Genomic DNA, 248 nt, shown 5'->3' on the forward strand with positions numbered 1-248 from the left:
ATTGTTTTGTTTAGTTTTGAAGGATTATCCTTCTATTATAGATATGGGCCTATAGCTCAGCTGGTTAGAGCGCACGCCTGATAAGCGTGAGGTCGATGGTTCGAGTCCATTTAGGCCCATCATATCTTTTATAAAATAAATATGGGGCCTTAGCTCAGCTGGGAGAGCGCCTGCCTTGCACGCAGGAGGTCAGCGGTTCGATCCCGCTAGGCTCCACCATTTTTTTATTTTGTACCTTGAAAACTAGA

At 44.8% G+C, this 248-nt stretch carries 2 tRNA genes; both read left to right on the forward strand.

Annotated features, from left to right (window positions below):
• Positions 1-45 precede the first annotated feature (45 nt).
• Positions 46-119, forward strand: a tRNA-Ile gene (locus tag CN925_RS15850).
• Positions 120-143: 24 nt separating this feature from the next.
• Positions 144-219, forward strand: a tRNA-Ala gene (locus tag CN925_RS15855).
• Positions 220-248: the final 29 nt, after the last annotated feature.

Origin of the sequence: Bacillus sp. AFS055030, assembly GCF_002574545.1 — a bacterium.
Classification (GTDB): Bacteria; Bacillota; Bacilli; order Bacillales; family Bacillaceae_G; genus Gottfriedia.